Here is a 16,470-nt window from a genome sequence, read left to right on the forward strand (position 1 = left end):
CGACCGCACCACCTACAACGCCACTATCAGCATCGACGTCCTCGCCCCACCAGAACCTTGACGGTCACCGCGAACGCCTAACTACACGGCGTTGGTTCTAGCCGTAGAGCCATTCCAGTCGATCGTGCAGGTCAGCCGTGGTCCACGAGGCGAACATCGCGTCACGGTCAGCGGCGGCGTCACCGGCCGGGTGGTAGACCTCCCGTCCCATCAACCGTGAGGCGTGGTGGACGCGCGCGGTCCGCGCGTGACGCATCGAGACATAACGCGCAAAAGAGCCAACCACGTCCCGCGGATCGAACACGGACGAGAGGCACACGGCGTCCTCCAACGCCTGGCACGCCCCCTGCGCGGCGTACTGGAGCACAGGGTGAGCGGCGTCGCCGAGCAGCACCACTCGCGAGTCCTGCCACGTGGTGACGGGTGCCCGGTCGCAGAGCACCCACGCGCGCCACTCGCTGGCGAGTTCCATGACGCGCGCGGCGTCGTCGCACAGCGGTGAGAAGTGGCGCAGGACCTCGTCGTGGTCGACGGGCTTGCCGGTCATGGGATCTGCCGCACCATTGTCGGTGGTGGCCACGAGGTTCACGTAGCGTCCGCCCGCGATCACGTACCAGACGACGTGGTAGCGCGGTCCGGCCCAGAGCGTGACCACGTTCTCCTTCAAGCCCGAAGGCACGTCGTGGGCGGGGATGACCGCGCGGAAGGTCGTGTGGCCGGAGACCTGCGGGTCGCCGTCGCCGACGAGTTGACGGCGCACGGCCGAGCGCAGGCCGTCCGCGCCGACCAGCGCCGAGCCGTGCACGCGGTCACCTGAGCGAAGAACGGCCGTGACGCCGAGGGAGTCCTGCGCGTACGACTCCACGCCGCTGTTGACGCGGAGGTCCACGCGTTCGTCGTCCTGGCAGGCGTCGAGCAACGGCGTCAGCACGTCGTTGCGGTGCACCACGGCGTACGTGCCGAACCGGTCGCGGAACCCGGCGTCGATCGGCAGCTGGGCGATCAACCCGCCGGAGATTCCGCACCGCAGGCGCAAGGCGTCCACATGCACGGCCCGCGACCGCACTACCGGGCCCACGCCCAGCGCGTCGAGCATGCGGAAGCCGTTGGGTCCCACCTGGATGCCCGCGCCGATCTCCTCGAACACCGCGGCCGCTTCGAGCACCGTCACGCGGTGCCCGGCGCGTGCGAGGCCGAGTGCCGTCGCCAGGCCACCGATACCGCCGCCGACCACCAGGACCGTCATGCGTCCGAGTATCTCGGCTCAGCGATCACGAACCCCCTAAGTTGACCGTCAAGGTCGCGAACCACTAACGAAGGTGTATCCCGGCGAGACGGGATCGGGCCCACCGGTACGGTGGGCGCTGTGTTGAACGCCGTCCTGGCCACGATCCCGAGCCCCGACCAAGGTGTGTGGTACCTCGGTCCGCTCCCCATCAGGGCCTACGCGCTGTGCATCATCGCCGGCATCATCGTCGCCATCTGGTGGGGTGAGCGTCGCTGGGTCGCCCGCGGGGGCATCAAGGGCGAGGTGACCGACATCGCCGTGTGGGCGGTGCCGTTCGGCCTCGTCGGCGGGCGGCTCTACCACGTCATCACCGACAACCAGAAGTACTTCGGGCCGGGGAAGAACCCGCTCGCGGCGCTGGAGATCTGGAACGGCGGCCTCGGCATCTGGGGCGCCATCGCGCTCGGTGCCGTGGGTGCGTGGATCGGGTGCCGCCGCAAGGGCATTCCGCTGCCGGCGATGGCCGACGCTCTGGCGCCCGGCATCGTCACCGCGCAGGCCATCGGGCGGCTCGGCAACTACTTCAACCAGGAGCTCTACGGTGGCGACACGACGCTGCCGTGGGGTCTGGAGATCTACCGCCGCGTCACGCCGGAGGGGCGGGAGGACGCGCTGGCCGGTGTGGCCGTCGACCACACGCCGATCCAGGTCGTGCACCCCACGTTCCTCTACGAGCTGCTGTGGAACCTCGGTGTCGCGCTGTTGATCGTGTGGGCCGACCGCAAGTTCCGGCTGGGTCACGGGCGGGCGTTCGCGCTGTACGTGGCTGGGTACACGGCCGGGCGGTTCTGGATCGAGCTCATGCGCACGGACGAGGCGACGCTGATCTTCGGTCAGCGGGTCAACGTGTTCGTGTCCGGGCTCGTCTTCCTCGGCGCGCTCATCTACTTCGTGCTCGCCCGGTCGCGCGGCGAGCGTGAGGACCTCGCGGCTCTGCGTGCCACCGCGGAACCGGAGTCCGAGGCCGTCGTGGAGAAGGCCGAAGAGAACGAAGAGAAGAACGACGTCGAGGAAGAGAAGAAGTCCTCGGAGTCCGTCAACTCCCCGGAGTCCGTCAAACCGGAGTGATCTGTGCGCGTGCTCGTCGTCGAAGATGACGACCGGGTGGCCAGAGGCCTGCTGACCGCTCTGCGGCACGCCGGCTACGAGGTGCATCGGGTGGCCACGGCCGCCGACGCCCTCAAAGCCGCGCCGGCTGACGTCGTGCTGCTCGACCTCGGCCTGCCCGACCGTGACGGCCTGGACGTGCTGCGCGAGCTGCGGCACCGTCCAGGCACCGCGGTGATCACGGTGACGGCGCGCGGTGAGGAGCGGGAACGCGTGCTCGGGCTGCGTGCGGGCGCCGACGACTACGTCGTGAAGCCGTTCGGCACGTCCGAGCTGCTCGCCCGCATCGAGGCCGTCCTCAGGAGGACCCGTACGCACCGCGCCGAGCCGGAGAGCGACGGGCCGATCCAGGTAGGTGCGCTGCAGATCTCCGCGTCGACGCGCGCGGTCACGCTGGCCGGGGTGCCGTTGTCGTTGACGCGCAAGGAGTTCGATCTCCTCGCGCTGCTCGCGGCCAGGGCGGGCGAGGTCGTGAGCCGCGACTTCATCGTGGACCAGGTGTGGCAGGCGCACTGGGAGGCGCCGTCACGGACGCTGGACACGCACATCGCGGCGTTGCGCGGAAAGCTCGGCGGACACATCAAGATCGAGACGGTGCGCGGCGTCGGCTACCGGCTCGTGGGGTGACGAAGCTCCGCGAGACATCGACAGGCGGGTGCGGAACAATCGCGGCTGATGCTCCGCCGACTGCTCGTCATCACCGTCCCGCTGCTCGTCGCCCTGGTCGCGGCGCTCGGCATTCCGCTGGCGTCCGCGGTGGTGCAGCGCGAAACACAGACCACCTACCTCGACCGGCTCGGTGACGCGCGGCGGTTCGCCTCGCTCGCGGAGAGCGCGCTGCAGTCGGACCGGCTTCTCCCGCTCGACCTCGAGATCCAGCGCTACGACCAGCTCTTCGACATCCCGGTCGCCCTGGTCAGCGCCGACCGGCGGCTCCTGCTCACGTCCCGGCATGGCTTCAACCCCACCAACGACCCCGAGGTCGTCGCGGTCCTCGCCGAGGCGCTCAACGGTATCCAGCCCGACACCGACTACGCGGGCTGGCCGTGGCGGACGGGCCCGATGGTCGTCGTCGAGCCGGTCGGGCGGGACAGCGAGGCGGTCGCCGCGGTCGTCACCGTCTCGTCGACGGGTGCGCTCCGGGCCGAGGTGCTGCGCCAGTGGGGTCTCATGGCGCTGGCCGGGCTCGCCCCGATGCTGGCCGTGGTCGCCGCCGCCTGGCCGATGTCGCGGTGGGTGCTGCGGCCGGTCCGCAGGCTCGACGAGGCCACCGCGGCGGTCGCGGCCGGCAACCTCGACGTGCGGGCGGACGAGGTCGGCGGGCCTCCTGAGCTGCGCAGGCTCGCCAGGAGCTTCAACACCATGGTCGACGTCGTCGGAAAGGCCCTGAACAGGCAGAAGGCGTTCGTCGCCGACGCCTCGCACCAGCTGCGCAACCCGCTCGCCAGCCTCCGGCTCGCCGTCGACAACCTCGCGCCGTACGTCGAGGACGAGCACGGCAAGGAAGCGCACCAGATCGCCGTCGACGAGGCAGAGGAGATGGGCCGCGTGCTCGACACGCTGCTCGCCGCGACCCGCCTCGACAGCGCCCGCCTGACCGAGCCGGTCGAGATCGACCAGCTGCTCGTGACCCACAAACCCGCCTGGGAGGCGCTCGCGGCGAAGTCCGGTGTCACGCTGAAGATCGACGTGCCGGCCGGCCTCACCATGCAGGAGCCGCCCGGCGGGCTCGGCAGCGTGCTGGACGAGCTGGTCAGCAACGCGATCCGGCTCGCGGGCGCCACCGAGGTCAAGATCACCGGCGAGCCTGGTGAGCTGCACGTCGTCGACAACGGCGAGGGCCTCCCCGCCGACGAACGGGAGCTCGCGCTGCAGCGGTTCTGGCGCGCCACCAAGCACCAGAACATCGCGGGCACCGGGATGGGCCTCGCCATCTGCGCGGAACTGATCGAGTCGGCGGGTGGCACGCTCACGCTGCACGACGCCGGGCCCGGCCTCGACGTGAAGGTCGCCCTCAGCGCTTGACGGACCGGAACCAGCGCGCGGCGCCGTCGTGCAGCGGCACGTTGCCGGTGGCGATTCCGGTGCGGACGTTGATCCGAGCCGCCTCCGGGTGTCCCTCGACGATCCGGGCGGTCTCGGTGAACACCGTGCGGGTCACGACCTCGACGACGTCCGCGCTCAGCGTCTCGTGCGCGAGCAGCAGGTTCGGCACGGCGAACGTCTTGTTCGACTGCAGCGCCTCGTAGGTCTTCGCGGGGATCGTCGCCGGGATGTAGGGGCCGCGGAACGTGTCGGAGAACTCGGTCGCCTCGTCCGGGATGTCGATCAGCCGGACCTTGCCGTGCAGATCGGTGATCGCGGGCGTCGGGATTCCCGTCAGTGCGAGCATCGCGTCCAGTGACCCCTCGGCCACCCTGCGCGAGGCCACCGCGTGCGCCATGCGTTCGGCCACTGTGGACACGCCGAAGTGGTTCAGCATCCGCGTGCCGGTGAACTCGGTGCCGGAACCGATGGGGCCCAAGGAGATCCGCTTGCCCGCGAGGTCGCGGAACTTCTCGATCGGAGAGGCCTTCGGCACCGCGATCTGCATGAAGCTGTCGTAGAGCCGCCCGACCGCACGGACCTTCTCGGGCTCGTCGATCGGGTCCAAAGAGGACAGGGCCAGCTGGGCGCCGCCGGACTTCAGCAACCGGAGGTTCTCGACCGAGGCCGCGGTGGGCAGCGGGATGATCTTCGTGCCGGGCAGCTGCTCGGCCAGCGCCTCCGCCAGAGCGCCGCCGACCTCGCGGAACACGGCGCCGTCCGGCCCGGTCGCGAGCACCAGTTCCGCGGGTGCGTCGACCTTGCGCGGGGTACACCCAGCAAGAGCCAGGCCGGCCCCTAGCAGAAGTGTGCGACGGCTGAGCGACACGGACGAAGCCTAGCCGTTACGTCAGAGCTGTCTGAAGTTTCCGTGCGTCGGCTTGTCGCTGTCCGTGGCGCGGCTCACCCTCCTACCCAACACGAAGTTCAAGGAGGAACCGTGGCGACCACCACCACAGGCCGCAAACCGATCTACAAGCACCTGTACTTCTGGGTGCTGGTCTCCATCGTGCTGGGCGCCGCGGTCGGCTTCCTGTTCCCCAAACAGGCATCCGAGATGAAGTGGCTCGCCGACCTGTTCGTCAACCTCGTCAAGGTCGTCATCGCGCCGACCATCTTCGCGACGATCATCGTCGGCATCGCCGGTCTCGGGAACCTGGCCAAGGCCGGCGGGCTGGCGCTGCGCACGATTCTCTACTTCACCGCGATGACGACGGTGGCGCTCGCCATCGGTCTCATCGTCGTGAACATCGTGCAGCCGGGTCACCACGGCGGCGACATCCACCTCAACGCCGACGCGGCCAAGGACACGCTGAAGTCCGCGTCGAGCGCCGAGACCGGGGTCACCGGCTTCATCCTCAGCCTGGTGCCGAAGTCGTTCGTCAGCGCCTTCACCGACGGACAGCTGATCCAGGTGCTCGTCGTCGCGATCCTCGTGGCCGTCGCGGTGGCGAGCATGGGTGAGCGCGGCGCCAGGGTCGTCTCCGCGATGGAGACGCTCTCCAAGGTCATGTTCGGCATCATCAAGATCGTCATGTACGCGGCGCCGATCGGTGCGTTCGGCGGCATCGCCTTCACGGTCGGCAAGTTCGGCGGCGGCGTGCTCAGCAAGCTGCTGTGGCTGATGGGCTCCTTCTACGCCACCTGCATCCTGTTCATCATCGTCGTGCTCGGCATCGTGGCGCGGATCGCGGGCTTCAGCCTGCTGAAGTTCCTGCGCTACATCAAGGACGAGATCTTCATCGTGCTCGGCACGTCGTCCAGCGAGTCGGTGCTGCCGCGGATGATGGTCAAGCTGGAGGCGGCGGGCGCCCAGAAGTCGGTCGTCGGCCTCACCATCCCGACCGGTTACTCGTTCAACCTCGACGGCACCTGCATCTACCTGACCATGGGTGCCATCTTCATCGCCCAGGCGACCGGCCACGACGTGTCGCTCGGCGTGCAGATCGGCCTGCTGCTGTTCATGCTGATCGCGTCGAAGGGCGCGGCTGGTGTCACCGGCGCCGGCCTCGTCACCCTGGCCGCCTCGCTGCAGGCGTTCGAGGCCCACTCGGCCATCCCCGCTGTCGGCATCGCGCTGATCGTCGGCATCGACCGCTTCATGTCCGAGGCCCGCGCCATCACCAACGTGATCGGCAACGGTATCGGCACCCTGGTCGTCGCCGCGTGGCAGAAGGGCCTCGACAAGGAGCGCCTGAACGAGGTGCTGGACAACCCGGACCTGGTCGACGTGGACGACCTGCTCGAGAAGCAGCACGCGGAGTCGGACAGGACTGCCGCTGCCCACTGAGAAACGTCCGTGACCGGAGGCGTCTCTTCCCGCCTCCGGTCACGCGACCATCGACCTCCATGTATGCCGAGGTCCCGCTCTCCCCGCATGCGGCGCGGGGTGAACGGGACCTCGGTCTCGTTTGGTGGAAAACAATCCCGGTTAGCGCGAATGGACGGTGCACGCGCGACTACCGGCAGCGATGTGAGCGTCCGCTAACTGAGACGGCAAGCGGCTGACCAGCCAACACGTTCGGGTACCCGGCGGATCCAGTGGTAAACCGCGAATGTCGCGCAGCTCTCATCAGCCTGGATGACCTTGAACGTTCGGTTACGCTTACTCGGATGTAACGAAGCTCGACGTCCGCTGCAATGTCGCTCAGCGCTGGGAAATCGTTACGCTTCCATGACCTAGATCACCCATTGGCGGGTGTCGCTAGGTTTCGCGGCTGTTAAAGTCGCGTCAACACGCGGGCCATCGTCGTCCCGTGCTCCACCTGTTGGTTCGAGGTCTGAGCACGAGGGACATACGTTCTTTACGCGAGGACGACGAAGGAGGTCTGCGCAGTGATCTTCTCCGCCATCCCCGGCCCCCAGGGTCTCTACGACCCGGCTGATGAGCGCGACGCCTGCGGTGTCGCCATGGTGGCCGACATCCAGGGCAGGCGTTCGCACGGCATCGTGAGCGATGCCCTCACGGCGCTCGCCAACCTGGAGCATCGCGGCGCCGCGGGCGCCGAACCCACCTCGGGTGACGGTGCCGGGATCCTTCTCCAGCTGCCGGACGAGTTCCTGCGCGCCGTGGTCGACTTCGACCTGCCGGAACGCGGCCGGTACGCGGCGGGTATCGCCTTCCTGCCGTTTGAAGCCGAAGAACGCGCTGCCGCGGTGGAACAGATCGAGCGCATCGCCGAGGAAGAGAATCTGGTGGTTCTCGGCTGGCGCGACGTGCCCGTCGACCCGGAGAAGGCGGACGTCGGTCCGACCGCGATGTCGGTGGCGCCGCACTTCGCGCAGCTGTTCGTCAAGGGCACGCGCGACGAGGAGGGCATCGGGCTCGACCGCCTGGCCTTCTGCCTGCGCAAGCGGGTCGAGCACGAGGGCAGCGTGTACTTCCCGTCGCTGTCCGCGCGCACGATCGTCTACAAGGGAATGCTGACGACCGAGCAGCTGCCGGCGTTCTTCCCGGACCTGCACGACGAGCGCCTCTACACGGCGATCGCGCTGGTGCACAGCCGTTTCTCCACGAACACCTTCCCCTCGTGGCCGCTCGCGCACCCGTTCCGGTTCGTCGCACACAACGGCGAGATCAACACCGTGCGGGGCAACCGCAACCGCATGCGTGCCCGCGAGGCGTTGCTGGACAGCGATCTCATCCCCGGCGACCTCGCGCGGCTCTTCCCGATCTGCGACCCGGACGGGTCGGACTCGGCGTCGTTCGACGAGGTGCTGGAGCTGCTGCACCTCGGCGGCCGCAGCCTTCCGCACGCGGTGCTGATGATGATCCCGGAGGCGTGGGAGAACCACGCCACGATGGACCCGAAGCGCCGTGCGTTCTACCAGTTCCACGCCTCGTTGATGGAGCCGTGGGACGGTCCGGCGTGTGTCACGTTCACCGATGGCGAGATCGTCGGCGCGGTGCTCGACCGCAACGGCCTGCGTCCGGCGCGCTGGTGGCAGACCGCGGACGGCCGCGTGGTGCTCGCGTCCGAGACCGGTGTGCTCGACGTGCCGTCCGACCAGGTGGTCGCGAAGGGCCGGCTGCAGCCGGGCCGCATGTTCCTGGTGGACACCACCGAGGGCCGCATCATCGACGACGACGAGCTCAAGTCGGTGCTTGCCTCGGAGCAGCCCTACGACGAGTGGCTGCACGCCGGTCTGCTCGACCTCGCCGACCTCGCGGACCGCGAGCACGTGCTGCAGAGCCACGAGTCGGTTGTGCGTCGTCAGCTCACCTTCGGCTACACCGAGGAGGAGTTGCGGATCCTGCTCACGCCCATGTCGATCTCGGGTGCCGAGCCGCTGGGCTCGATGGGCACGGACACGCCGGTCGCCGCGCTCTCGCAGCGTTCCCGGTTGCTCTACGACTACTTCGTGCAGAACTTCGCCCAGGTCACCAACCCGCCGCTGGACGCGATCCGCGAGGAGATCGTCACGTCCGTCAAGCGCGTGATGGGGCCTGAGCAGAACCTGCTCGACCCCGGCCCGGTGTCGTGCCGCCACATCACGCTCGACTACCCGGTCATCGACAACGACGAGCTCGCCAAGCTCATCCACATCAACGACGACGGCGACCTGCCGGGCTTCGCGTGCACCGTCCTTTCCGGACTGTACGAAGTGGACGGTGGCGGCGCGGCTCTCGCGGCGGCGATCGAGCGGGTGCGCCGAGAGGCGTCCGAGGCGATCGCGAACGGTGCCCGCACGCTCGTGCTGAGCGACCGCGACTCCGACCACCGGATGGCGCCGATCCCGTCGCTGCTGCTGGTCTCCGCGGTGCACCACCACCTGGTGCGCACCAAGGAACGCCTGCGCGTCGCGCTTGTCGTCGAGTCCGGCGACTGCCGCGAGGTCCACCACGTCGCCGCGCTGCTGAGCTACGGCGCCGCCGCGGTGAACCCGTACCTCGCGTTCGAGACGATCGAGGACCTGATCAGCCAGGGCGCCATCACCGGCGTGCCCGCGCACAAGGCGGTCCGCAACTACGTCAAGGCGCTCGTGAAGGGCGTCCTGAAGATCATGTCGAAGATGGGCATCTCGACGGTCGGCGCCTACACCGCGGCGCAGATCTTCGAGGCCGTCGGCCTGTCGAACGACCTGCTGGACGAGTACTTCACCGGCACGCAGTCCAAGCTCGGCGGCGCCGGCCTGGACGTGCTGGCCGAGGAGGTCGCGCAGCGCCACCGCCGCGCGCATCCGGAGAACCCGACCGACCGCGTGCACCGCCGGCTGGAGGTCGGTGGCGAGTACCAGTACCGCCGCGAGGGCGAGCTGCACCTGTTCACGCCGGAGACGGTGTTCCTGCTGCAGCACGCCACGAAGACGCGCAAGGAGGACGTCTTCCGCCGCTACACCGCGGAGGTCGAGCGCCTCTCGCGTCAGGGCGGCACGTTGCGCGGCCTGTTCAAGTTCCGCACCGAGGGCCGCACGCCGATCCCGATCGACGAGGTGGAGCCGGTCAGCTCGATCGTCAAGCGCTTCAACACCGGCGCCATGTCGTACGGCTCGATCTCGGCCGAGGCGCACGAGACCCTTGCCATCGCGATGAACCGGCTCGGTGGCCGGTCCAACTCCGGTGAGGGCGGCGAGGACCGCGAGCGCCTGTACGACCCGGAGCGTCGTTCCGCGGTCAAGCAGGTCGCGAGTGGACGGTTCGGCGTCACGAGCGAGTACCTCGTGAACTCCACGGACATCCAGATCAAGATGGCGCAGGGCGCGAAGCCCGGCGAGGGCGGCCAGCTGCCCGGCTTCAAGGTCTACCCGTGGATCGCGCGCACCCGGCACTCCACGCCGGGCGTCGGCCTGATCTCGCCGCCGCCGCACCACGACATCTACTCGATCGAGGACCTGGCGCAGCTCATCCACGACCTGAAGAACGCGAACGAGCAGGCGCGCGTTCACGTGAAGCTGGTCTCCTCGATCGGTGTCGGCACGGTCGCGGCGGGTGTCGCCAAGGCGCACGCGGACGTCGTGCTGATCTCCGGCTACGACGGCGGCACCGGTGCTTCGCCGATGAACTCGCTGAAGCACGCGGGAACGCCGTGGGAGATCGGCCTCGCCGAGACCCAGCAGACGTTGCTGCTCAACGGTTTGCGCGACCGCATCACCGTCCAGGTCGACGGCGCGCTGCGCACCGGCCGGGACGTCGTCGTCGCGGCGCTGCTCGGTGCAGAGGAGTTCGGCTTCGCCACCGCGCCGCTGATCGTCGCGGGCTGTGTGATGATGCGCGTCTGCCACCTGGACACGTGCCCGGTCGGCGTCGCCACGCAGAACCCGGACCTGCGCGCCCGCTACACCGGCCAGGCGGACCACGTCGTGAACTTCTTCGAGTTCGTGGCGCAGGAAGTCAGGGAACTGCTGGCGGAGCTCGGTTTCCGCACGATCGACGAGGCCGTCGGCCACGCCGAGCTGCTCGACAAGGACGAGGCGATCGAGCACTGGAAGACCGAGGGCCTGAACCTCGCCCCGGTCTTCGAGGTGCCGGAGACCCCGTACCCGACGGCGAAGCGCAAGATCCGCGAGCAGGACCACGGCCTGGACAAGGCTTTGGACCGCACGCTGATCCAGCTCGCCGAGGCGGCGCTGGAGGACGCGCACCAGGTAAACCTGGAACTGCCCGTCCGCAACGTCAACCGGACCGTCGGCACGCTGCTCGGCGCCGAGGTCACCCGCCGCTACGGCGGCGAGGGCCTGGAGGACGACACGATCCGGGTGAAGCTCACCGGATCGGCCGGCCAGTCGCTCGGCGCGTTCCTGCCGCGCGGCATCACGCTGGAGATGGTCGGCGACGCGAACGACTACGTCGGCAAGGGCCTGTCCGGCGGCCGGATCATCGTGCGCCCGCACGACGACGCGCCGTTCCGGGCCGAGGACCAGGTGATCGCGGGCAACGTGATCGGCTACGGCGCCACGTCCGGCGAGGTGTTCCTGCGCGGCCGCGTCGGCGAACGCTTCTGCGTGCGCAACTCCGGCGCCCTGCTGGTGGCGGAAGGCGTGGGCGACCACGCGTTCGAATACATGACCGGCGGCCGGGCCGTGGTGCTCGGGCCGACCGGGCGCAACGTCGCGGCCGGCATGTCCGGCGGTATCGCGTACGTGCTCGACCTGGACCCGTTGTCGGTGAACCAGGAGATGGTGCAACTGCAGCGCCTCAGCGCCGAGGACCTGCGTTGGCTCAAGGACGCCGTCACCAAGCACCACCAGTACACGGGTTCCGCCGTGGCTGCGTCGCTGCTCGGTGACTGGACCCGCCGAGCCGGTGCGTTCACGAAGGTCATGCCCGGCGACTACCAGCGCGTTCTCGAGGCCATGCGCCTCGCCCGCGCCGAGGGCCGGGACGTCGACCAGGCTGTCATGGAGGCGTCTCGTGGCTGATCCACAGGGTTTCATGAAGTACTCCCGCTCCGACGCGCCGAAGCGTCCGAAGCCGGAACGCTTGCAGGACTGGAACGAGGTCTACCTCGCCGAGGATCCCGCCGAGCGCAACGCCGCCGTGCAGACGCAGGCGACGCGGTGCATGGACTGCGGCATTCCCTTCTGCCACAGCGGAACCGCGGGTTGCCCGCTCGGGAACCTGATCCCCGAGTGGAACGACCTGGTCCGCCGCGGCGACTGGGAGCTCGCCTCGGACCGCTTGCACGCCACCAACAACTTCCCGGAGTTCACGGGTCGTCTGTGCCCGGCGCCGTGTGAGGCCGCGTGTGTTCTCGCGATCTCGCACGACGCGGGTGGTGCCGTCGCGATCAAGCGCGTCGAGGAGACCATCGCGGACATGTCGTGGGAGAACGGCTATGTCCAGCCGTCTCAGGCGACCGTGTCCTCGGGCAAGCGCGTCGCCGTCGTGGGTTCCGGTCCGGCTGGACTGGCCGCCGCGCAGCAGCTGACCCGTGCCGGCCACGAAGTCGTGGTGTACGAACGGGACGACCGCCTCGGCGGTCTGCTGCGGTACGGCATCCCCGAGTTCAAGATGGAGAAGAAGGTCCTCGACCGCCGACTTGCTCAGCTTCGCCGTGAGGGCACCAAGTTCGTCACCGGCTGCGAGGTCGGCGTCGACGTCACGGTCGAGCAGCTCCGCGCCGAGTTCGACGCCGTCGTGCTGGCCGTGGGTGCTCTGCGCGGCCGGGACGACAAGTCGACCCCGGGACGTCATCTCAAGGGCATCCACCTCGCGATGGACCACCTGGTCCCCGCGAACCGCGCGTGCGAGGGCGACGGCCCGTCCGCGATCTCGGCCGAGGGCAAGCACGTCATCGTCATCGGCGGTGGCGACACGGGCGCCGACTGCTACGGCACCGCGACCCGCCAGGGCGCGCTGTCCGTGACGCAGCTCGACCAGTACCCGATGCCCCCGACGGTCCGCGACGACGAACGCTCGCCGTGGCCGGTGTGGCCGCACATCCTGCGCACCTACCCGGCACACGAGGAGGCGGGCGAACGCCGCTTCACCGTGGCGGTCCGCCGTTTCGTGGGCGACGACGACGGCCACGTGCGCTTCATCGAACTGCAGCAGGTGCGCGTCGAGAAGGACTCGTCCGGCCGCCGCTCGGTCGTGCCGCTGTCCGACGAGATCGAGGTCCTGCCCGCGGACATGGTCCTGCTGGCGATCGGCTTCGAGGGCGTCGAACACATGCGCCTGCTCGACGATCTGGACATCTCGCTGACCACGCGCGGCACGATCTCGTGCGGCTCCGACTGGCAGACGACCGCGCCCGGCGTGTTCGTCTGCGGCGACGCCCACCGCGGTGCGTCGCTGGTGGTGTGGGCGATCGCGGAGGGCCGGTCCGTGGCCAACGCCGTGGACAAGTTCCTCACGGGGTCGTCGAACCTGCCCTCGCCCGTGATTCCGAACCAGCTTCCGCTCGCTGTGGTCTGACAACGGGGTCAGATCAGCGGAGAGCAGCATGACGCCCCGGCCGACAACGGAGTCGACCGGGGCGTTCGCCTTCCCTACGGTTGACGCCGTGAAACCGTTCCAGCTGGCGTTCGCGTCGATCCGAGGCGAGTTCAGAGGCACGACCTGGGACGCCGTCGCTGACTGGTACGAGGAACTTCTCCGGGACCATGAAGGTTTCGAGTCGCACCAGTACCTGCGCGACATCGTCGCGAGTGTGCGCGCCAGTGGCGTGGCGAACCGGCTGGGCGTGACAACCTCGATGCACGACCTCGTCGTGGTGTCGCTGGAGACGAACAACGGGCACTACGAGACCATCAAGGTGATCTCACCGTCGACGATGGCTCCTGTCGACGACGGCTGCTTCGCGCTGACCTTCTTCGGCCGCAAGAAACGCAGGCACGGGCGTCAGGAGATTCAACAGCACCCGGTCGAGGATGCCGTCGAAGCGTTCTGGGCCATGGTCGTGGAGAAGTTCGGGATCACCCCAGCAGTTCGGTGACCTCCGCGAGCTGCGCATCTCTGCCCTGACCGCGGTAGAGCTCCGCCGCCTGCCGCCACACCTCCCGAGCCTCGTCGTGCTCACCCAACGCGGTGTGCACCTTTCCCAGCGACACCAACGCATCCGCCTCCTCGTAGGGATCACCCAGAGCCCGCCGCAGCCGCAGCGCGGCCCGGTAGTGACCGAGTGCTCTGCGGTGCGCGCCAACGGTGTGCGCGATGTGCCCGAGGCTGTCGTGCGCTGCGGCCTGCCCGTCCGGATATCCGCTGGCACGGCACAGCACGACGGCCTGGGCGCAGTGGACGCGGCCGCGTTCGTGGTCGCCTGCCTTGGCCAGGAACCAACCCAGCGTGTTGAGGGCGTTGCCCTCGCCCTTGGCGCCGTTGGGCGCGGCGCGGTAGAAGGTCAGCGACCGCTCGGCGTGTTCGACGGCCTTCTCGAGGTCGCCCGTGGTGCCGTGGACGGCGGCCAGGTCGTGGTGCACGTTTCCCTGCTCCAGCACCGATCCGAGGCGTTCGTGCAGCGCGAGCGACGCCCGCAGCTGTGCCAGCGCCTCGTCGTGGCGTTCAGCCCGCAGCAGGACGTGGCTGTAGCGGCGGTGGCCCTGCGCGCGCCGCCAGTCGTCCACGGGCACGGCCGTGGCGGCACGCCAGGTCTGCAGGTGGGCGGCGATCAAGCCGCGGCGCCAGTGGAACTGGTCGAGCGTCCAGGCGATGTCCCAGACCGCCTCCGGCATGCCGTGGCGTTCCGCCCAGGCCTGGGCGGCGAGCAGGCACTCGTGTTCCGCGGTCAGCCACGCCAGTGCCTCGTCCGCGTCGGCGAACTCCAGCGGCACGGCCCTGCCCGGCGCAGCGACGATGTCCAGGCGGTTGTCGGCGGGCCCGTCCGCGGCGTAGGCGGTCTCCACGTAGAACTCGACGACGCGGCGCACGTCGGCGGGATCGGCCGGATTCTCCGTGGCGTAGAGGCGGACCAGGTCGTGCATGCGGTAGCGGGCGGCACCGCGCCGGATGACCAGGTGCGCGTTCTCCAAGCGCCGCAACGTCGTCCGCACGCGGGGCAGTCCGGTGAGCACCGCGGCCGAACGCACCTCGATATCCGGGCCGGGTGCGGCGGCGACGAGACGGAACACCGTTGCCGCCTCGTCGTCCAGTGCGCGGAACGACGCCGCGAACACCGAACGCAGTGAGTCGAGCCGGTCGTCGGAGAACTCCTCGGCGAGCACCGACAGCGGCAGGTCCGCGTGCACGGCGGCACGGGAGGCGGCGATGCCGAGCGCCAGCGGCAGACCCGCGCAGTGGTCGAGGATCGCCGTCACGGCGGTGGGATGCGCGGCCAGGCGGTCCTCGCCCAGGTGCCCTGCGAGCACGTCGGCGGATTCGGCGGGGCTCATCGCGTCGAGGCTCAGCAGATGGGCGCCGTGCCGCGCCGCCAGACCGTCCAGCCGTCGTCTGCTGGTCACGAGCACCGTGCTGGCCGGACTGCCGGGCAGCAGCGGCACGACCTGGTCCTCGTCGTGGGCGTTGTCCAGCACGATGAGCAACCGCTTGTCCGCCACCGCACTGCGAAACCGGGCGGCCAGCACGTCGATCTCGCCGTCGGAGGGCGCGTCGAGACCGTCGAGCAGCCAGCGCAGCGCGGTCGCGGGCGGCGTCGGTGCGGTCACCGGGTCGAAGCCGTGCAGGTCGACGTGCAGCTGGCCGTCAGGGAACCGGTCGAGCCGGCGGTACGCCCAGTGCAACGCGAGCCACGTCTTGCCGACGCCGCCCGTGCCGCCGATCGCGACGACGTTCGCGGTGTCGAGGATCTTGTCCAGCTCGGCGAGCTCCGTGGTGCGGCCGGCGAACGGCGTGGGCGCGCCGGGCAGCTGCCGGGGGATCGGCGCGACCTCCTTGCCCAGCACGCGCATGTGCACCTCTCGCAGCAGCGCGCCCGGCTCGGTGCCCAGCTCTTCCACGAGATGGGCGCGCACGACCTGGTAGTGCTCCAGCGCCTCGGCCCGCCGTCCGCTCGCGTGCAGCGCCAGCATCAGCTGGGCCGCGAGGCGTTCGTCGGTCGGGTGCGCCTCCGCCAGGGCGGGCAGCGTGGTCGCGAGGTGCAGGTGCTTTCCCTGCTCCAGAGCCAGATCCGCGCGGTCCAGCTCGGCGGCGAGACGGGCGCGGTCCAGCGTTGCAGCGACCTCGGCGAGCCACGGCGTGTCCAGCCCGGCGAACGCCTCCCCGCGCCACAACGCCAGTGCCTCCTCGAACAACGCGAGGTCCCCGGTGGCACGAGCCTGCTCCACCAACGCCGTGAACCGGTGCACGTCCACCGCTTCCGGTGGCACGGCCAGCAGATAACCGCCGCCCCTGCGCACGATCACGCCGTCCGGCAGGAGCCTGCGCAGCCGGTACAGATAGCCGTACAACGTCGTGCGCGCACCTTCCGGCGCGTCGTCGCCCCACACCCGTTCGATCAGCCGGTCGGCGGGCACGACCCGGTTCGCGTCGAGGGCGAGCACGGCGAGCACGCAGCGTTGCCGCGCATGCCCGACGTCGACCCACCTGCCGTCGATGCGTGCGCCGACGTCCCCGAGCACCTCGAACCCCAGCCCCATGAGGCCAAGATCCCAGA

General features: G+C 69.5%; 10 protein-coding genes. 7 read left to right on the forward strand and 3 right to left on the reverse strand.

Annotated features, from left to right (window positions below):
* Positions 1–97 precede the first annotated feature (97 nt).
* On the reverse strand, positions 98–1,246 hold the full coding sequence (locus JOD27_RS32640) for an FAD-dependent monooxygenase (protein ID WP_204766165.1): 1,149 nt from the start codon (positions 1,244–1,246) through the stop codon (positions 98–100).
* Positions 1,247–1,369: 123 nt separating this feature from the next.
* Between JOD27_RS32640 and lgt the strand changes: the two genes are divergently transcribed.
* From lgt to JOD27_RS32655, 3 genes are read left to right on the forward strand one after another with little or no spacing between them, the layout of a single operon-like run.
* Positions 1,370–2,356: a prolipoprotein diacylglyceryl transferase gene (lgt, locus tag JOD27_RS32645; protein ID WP_204766321.1), complete on the forward strand. Its 987-nt coding sequence runs from the start codon at positions 1,370–1,372 to the stop codon at positions 2,354–2,356.
* 3 nt (positions 2,357–2,359) lie between these two features.
* Positions 2,360–3,022 (forward strand): response regulator transcription factor, encoded by a 663-nt coding sequence (locus tag JOD27_RS32650; protein ID WP_204766166.1) that lies wholly within the window; start codon positions 2,360–2,362, stop codon positions 3,020–3,022.
* 48 nt (positions 3,023–3,070) lie between these two features.
* On the forward strand, positions 3,071–4,420 hold the full coding sequence (locus tag JOD27_RS32655; protein ID WP_204766167.1) for a sensor histidine kinase: 1,350 nt from the start codon (positions 3,071–3,073) through the stop codon (positions 4,418–4,420).
* Here the strand turns inward: JOD27_RS32655 and JOD27_RS32660 are convergent.
* The gene (locus tag JOD27_RS32660) at positions 4,410–5,309 is read right to left on the reverse strand and encodes a TAXI family TRAP transporter solute-binding subunit (RefSeq protein ID WP_204766168.1); all 900 of its coding nucleotides are present in this window, start codon (positions 5,307–5,309) and stop codon (positions 4,410–4,412) included. The two genes, JOD27_RS32655 and JOD27_RS32660, sit on opposite strands and share 11 nt — an antisense overlap.
* A gap of 111 nt (positions 5,310–5,420) precedes the next feature.
* On the opposite strand from JOD27_RS32660, the gene dctA reads away from it, so the two are divergent.
* From dctA to JOD27_RS32680, 4 genes are all read left to right on the forward strand, one after another.
* Positions 5,421–6,770 carry a C4-dicarboxylate transporter DctA gene (dctA, locus tag JOD27_RS32665; protein WP_204766169.1) on the forward strand — a complete coding sequence of 450 codons (1,350 nt, stop codon included), beginning with the start codon at positions 5,421–5,423 and terminating at the stop codon, positions 6,768–6,770.
* A 545-nt stretch (positions 6,771–7,315) separates the two neighbouring features.
* The gene (gltB, locus tag JOD27_RS32670; RefSeq protein ID WP_204766170.1) at positions 7,316–11,839 is read left to right on the forward strand and encodes a glutamate synthase large subunit; all 4,524 of its coding nucleotides are present in this window, start codon (positions 7,316–7,318) and stop codon (positions 11,837–11,839) included.
* The gene (locus JOD27_RS32675; protein WP_204766171.1) at positions 11,832–13,337 is read left to right on the forward strand and encodes a glutamate synthase subunit beta; all 1,506 of its coding nucleotides are present in this window, start codon (positions 11,832–11,834) and stop codon (positions 13,335–13,337) included. The genes gltB and JOD27_RS32675 overlap by 8 nt, the downstream gene beginning before the upstream one ends.
* 88 nt (positions 13,338–13,425) lie before the next feature.
* Positions 13,426–13,857 (forward strand): hypothetical protein, encoded by a 432-nt coding sequence (locus JOD27_RS32680; protein WP_204766172.1) that lies wholly within the window; start codon positions 13,426–13,428, stop codon positions 13,855–13,857.
* On the opposite strand, the gene JOD27_RS32685 is transcribed toward JOD27_RS32680, so the two are convergent.
* Positions 13,838–16,453 (reverse strand): AfsR/SARP family transcriptional regulator, encoded by a 2,616-nt coding sequence (locus JOD27_RS32685; RefSeq protein WP_204766173.1) that lies wholly within the window; start codon positions 16,451–16,453, stop codon positions 13,838–13,840. The two genes, JOD27_RS32680 and JOD27_RS32685, sit on opposite strands and share 20 nt — an antisense overlap.
* Between the last annotated feature and the right edge of the window lie 17 nt (positions 16,454–16,470).

This window comes from Lentzea nigeriaca, from assembly GCF_016907955.1.
GTDB classification, from domain to species: Bacteria; Actinomycetota; Actinomycetes; order Mycobacteriales; family Pseudonocardiaceae; genus Lentzea; species Lentzea nigeriaca.